Source organism: Stieleria sp. (assembly GCF_041595215.1).
Lineage (GTDB): Bacteria > Planctomycetota > Planctomycetia > Pirellulales > Pirellulaceae > Stieleria > Stieleria magnilauensis.
This window is the reverse complement of record NZ_JBFHKV010000667.1, coordinates 1-4,836: the sequence shown is the minus strand read 5'-3', so window position 1 is coordinate 4,836 and position 4,836 is coordinate 1. Positions and strand designations below refer to the sequence as shown.

Genomic DNA, 4,836 nt, shown 5'->3' with positions numbered 1-4,836 from the left:
GTCGCTTCGCGGAATTTCGGCAATGCTTCGGTGATCCGCCGACCGGAGGACGGATGGCCTTCGGGATCAATCATGGTCCATAACCCCATCAACTGATTCTCCAGATACAGTTGCTCAGTCGGGTTCAATCCTTGCATGGACTCCAGCGCGGCTTCGGGTTCTCCGGCGAGCACCATCAGGTGACGCATGACAAATTCACGTCGCTCGCGTTGAGTCGGGCTTTCACCGTTATTCGGCTGAGACAATCGGTCAAGCAGCGCGCGATAGAGTTCCGCTTCGCTCAGTTGTTGCATCGCAACGGCTGTCGGGATCGATTCAATCTCCGGCGTCTTTTGGTGGCCGGCGAATGCCAGGTTGTCGTCGCCATCGTCACTCGCGTGTGACGCCGGCAGCACCTGGTTCGCGTTCATGACCACGCTGGGGTCCTCCTCAGCGACTAGCATCGGCTCGGTGGGCGGCGTCGTTTCGGTTTGCTGGGTTTCGGCAACCGCCTGCGTCGTCTCGGTCGACCGAGGCGTATCCGGTTGCGGTTCGGTGGCTGCCGGTTTCGCCGCTTTCGCAACGAGGTCGCCGACGTGGGGCGCAGCTGCTGGTTCGGCGACTGGGGGCGGTGCCGGAGCGTCTTGCTGGGCCAGTTGGACCATGCCGGTGCCGAGTCGCACGGGGGCCAAGCCGTCGGCCGCGACCCGCGAATCGGGCAAGGCGGGAAGTCGGGCAAGCGATTGCCTGATCGCTGCGGTCACGTCGTTGGGCAGATCGGTTTGGTTGAAGGCCTGTCGTCGCGTACGGGGCGGTTGGGTGGCCGAAGAATTCGCCACTGTTTCAGCCGCGGTGGTCGTCTCGGCGGTGGCAGCCGGCGGCGCGGCTTTGGCGACCGGTTCCTCCGTGCTCGGCTTATTGGCTTTTTGCGTCGCGCTCAGATCGGTCAGGGAAGCCGAGACGAGTCCAGCCGGTGAGACGTCGACGTTGGTCGCGCCGGCGTTTTCGGTCTTGTCGGAGGAAGCTTGGGGCGCCGGCGGATTGGGTTTGGCGGTCGCCGCGGCGATCGATCCCTTGGGCGGCTCGGCGGGGGCTCCAGCAGGTGCGCGGTCGGTTCGGGACGCATCCGACAGACTCATCCGGGTCGTCGCACCAGCCGTTGTCGCGGTGGAGGACGGCTTGGACGCCGACGGTCTTGGTTTTTCCGTTACGCTGCTGGTCGTCGCACTGGCGAGTTCTGTTTTCGTCGTCGCTCCCCGATCCACCTTGACCAGTCCCCGGTCTTTGCCGGTCGTCGATGTGGCCAATCGCTGTTCCGGTGCCGGCAGATGGGTCACGACCGCCGCCGGATCCTCGGTCACCTGGACCATGGAACCCGTCGGCCGCCCGCTTCGGCAGCCTAACATGGACAAACCGATCGTTGCGATCACGGCAACGCGGGCGGCAGCAGCCACCGACGCACCAGCGGAGGTAATTTGGCTATCGTTTAGGTGTCTCGCCGAGTGCATCCGTGCCTCGCAGGTCCAATTCGTAAGGTGTTGCCATCTTCAGTGACGTCCGATCGACGTCTCGCTCTGCGGCTTTAGCGCAATTCAGAACTTCCAATACAAAACTTTCCCACCGACCGGCAATGTCAAACCACGGTTCACCAATCTTTGCTAGCAACATTATGGCTGATGGGACTTAAGCTAAACGGCGGAGCCCGGACGCTGGCGCGAACCAGCTGATATCAAACGAGGATCAGCCGTTTGGCGCGAGCTTACTCCACGAACGCAAGCTGGAAGCTTACGCCACGATCGCAAGCTCGAAGCTTACGCCACGATCGCAAGCTGGAAGCTTACGCCACTTCAGGCGATGATTTCGCGTTTGTTTTGAACGTAGTCCCAGAGGACGAAACGATCGAGGTTGTTTCCGCTGGTGAAGAAGACGCGACCGGAAGTGGACTGCGCCATCCGGTTGGCGAACCGGATGTCTTCTTCGGATTGCGACCAACTGGGCACTAGAAAGATGTTGATCGTGATTCCTTCCTTCGCACACAGGGCGGCTTCACGCATCGTGGCTTGCTCGGTGCGCGGATCCGGCGGGTACAGCATGTAAAGCCATTCGTCTTCGCAATGCGCCGTGGGTAACCCATCGGTGATCAACACGACTTGGCGGTTGGGCGTATCGCAATTGACCAGATTTTGACGTGCCAGTTGCAACGAGCGTTGGATGTTGGTGAAGTGCGGGTGGATTTGTGCTTCGCTGACGTTTTGGTCACTGAGGTCTGCTTTGAGCCGCACCCAAGGATCGTGAATGGTGACCGGTTTGGGCATCAGGTTGATGATTTCGCCGGGGGCTCGGAGTTTGGCGAACGTGTACATCTCGATGAATCGCAAGAAATCACCGGGGTACTCCGATTGGATCAACCCTTGCAGCGCGAGCGCCATGCGTTTGACGTTCATGTACTGGCCGTCGTAGCGCATCGAACCGCTCATGTCCATGATCACACACGTGGCACACTTGGGGTGATTGCGTGTCTTGTGGATTTCGATGTCATCGCCGCGCAGCCGCAGCGGTCGCTCGTCGCCTTGGCGGAGCAGGGCATTGATGACCGTTTGCGGGATGTCCATGTTGGCGACCGAATCGCCGAACTCGTAGGGCTTGGTTTGTTGCAATTCCACCGCGCCTTCACCGATGACATTTCCATGGTGTCGTCCGGACCGCGAGGGGGCCAGTTCGCTGAAGATCCGTTCAAGCAGGCGACCTTGGAAGATCTTGTAGGCGTGGGGCGTCAGACGAAACTGGCCGGCCGAATCACGTTGCAGCCCCTGACGCTCGGCTTCTTCGCGGATCAAGTTCTCGACCTGGCGCCGCATCTCTTCGAGCTGTTCCATGTCGCCCGGTTGGGCGAACTCGCTGAGCATGTCCATGTCGATCAGCCCGATCTGGGCCGACTTGGCTGCTTCTTCGAGTTGTTTCAGCAGCTCGTCGATCTTTTCGAGTTCTTCTTTGATTTCCAAGGCTTTGGGAACCGACATCGACTCGTTGCCGGTGAACTCATACTTGCTGGCGAGTTCTTCGATGTTGTGTTTGTCGCCCATCCGCGCGGCGACCTTCAACAAGTCCGTCGAGAGCGATCCGCCATGGTCTTCGGCGCGATACCAGAGCGATTCGAGCAGGTAGGGTTGTTCTCGGTTGATCGCTTGTCGGTAGGTTTCGGCCAGCTTTTTGGGGATCCGCACGTCCTTGGCCGCGGAGTGAAAGGCTTTGCGAGCTTTCTTTTGGACCGACCGCGCTTCATAGGTTTCAAGAATCTTTCGTTTGCGTTCTTCGAGCATCGCTTTGAGAAAGTCGATACTCGGGCCCAGACCTTGGATTTGGCTGGGATCCAAACGCACCGCACGGGCGAGTTCTTCTTCGCTCAATTCGCGAAACTCGCCATACATCAGCGCCTGTTCAAAGGCCGGCGTCACGAGGTCCGGCGGTGGCTCGCTCGGTGGCGGAAACGAAGCCGGATCGTACTTTTGGTACGCGTGGATGATGCCGCCGAGTCGTTTGTTCATGCGATTAAACTTCGTATTCGATTTTGCCGTGACGTTGGGCTCGGCTGATACGGTCCATGCTATACAGGCCCGCCAACACAAACTCGACGCAACTGGCCCGAACCGCCTCGCTTTCGCTGGCGTTGACCTCGAACGCCAAATTCCAGGCCGGCGGGACACTCTGCAAACGTTCGGCGTAATGGCTGCTCGGCAGCAAGTCACCCACTTCGACGCGGACGCCGCTGCGGAAAATTTCGGCGATCTCGCCCAGCCCGTGCTTTTCGACGTATTCACCGAAGATGACTTGGACGGCTTTGGCGACGACCGCATCAAGCACCTGTTTTTCACTCATCTGGTGGGTGCCCATCAGATCCAGTTCCAGCTTGCCGAGCGAGCTGGAGTACAGATGTCCCAAGTCGCTGATTCGTGGAACGGCCGGTCTTTCGTTGTGCAGGATGCCGCGTTGGCGTGCCGAGGCGACCATGATTCGGAAATTGGCCAGTGAAAAGCGTGCCGACACACCGGACGCTTGATCGATGAACTTGCTCCGCCGCGCCTGCTCGGTGATCTCTTCAACCAATTGGAACATGAAGTACGGCACTTGGACCGGATACTCGCCATCCAGGTCCTCGCCGATTTCTTGCCGCAGGATGTCGATTCCCTGATCACGTTCGGTCGGGTAGTGCGTTTGCACGATCGTCCCGATGCGGTCTTTCAGTTGGGGAATCACCTTGCCGCTGCGGTTGTACGTCGACGGGTTGGCGGAGAATAGGATCATGATGTCCAAATCAAATCGGATCGGAAATCCGCGGATTTGCACATCCCGTTCTTCTAGGATGTTGAACAAACCGACTTGGACCAGGTCGTCCAGTTCGGGCAATTCATTCATGGCAAAGATGCCGCGATGCATTCGCGGGATCAGCCCGAACGACAAGGCTTCTTCGGCGCTCATGCTGACGCCGCCGGTCAGTTTCGCCGGATCGATTTCGCCGATGATGTCTGCGAACTTGGTGCCCGGCGACAATCGTTCCGAATACCGGTGGTCGCGATGCCACCAGCCAATCTTGATGTCTTCCGGATCAAGCGTTTCGACCAGTTTTCGACCGAGGGACGTGACCGGGTGGGTCGGGTCTTCGTGAACGGGCAACTCGGGATGGTCGATGAAGGGAATCCACTCGTCCAAGAACCGGGTTAGCATCCGCATGATGCGGCTTTTAGCCTGTCCCTTTTCGCCCAGGAACAGCATGTCGTGACCGGCCAACAGGGCCAAATTGATTTCCGGGATCACGGTGTCGTCATAGCCGACGATTCCGGGAAACAGTTCTTCGCCGCT

At 59.2% G+C, this 4,836-nt stretch carries 3 protein-coding genes; all 3 read right to left on the bottom strand.

The genetic code is table 11. The features are described from left to right. Positions 1 to 1,385: hypothetical protein (locus ABX749_RS22095; RefSeq protein WP_372897891.1), on the bottom strand; the 1,385-nt coding region annotated here is incomplete at its 3' end. A 441-nt stretch (positions 1,386 to 1,826) separates the two neighbouring features. Then, positions 1,827 to 3,524, bottom strand: a complete 1,698-nt coding sequence (locus ABX749_RS22090) for a hypothetical protein (RefSeq protein WP_372897890.1) — start codon at positions 3,522 to 3,524, stop codon at positions 1,827 to 1,829. Positions 3,525 to 3,528: 4 nt separating this feature from the next. Next, positions 3,529 to 4,836: magnesium chelatase (locus ABX749_RS22085; RefSeq protein WP_372897889.1), on the bottom strand; the 1,308-nt coding region annotated here is incomplete at its 5' end.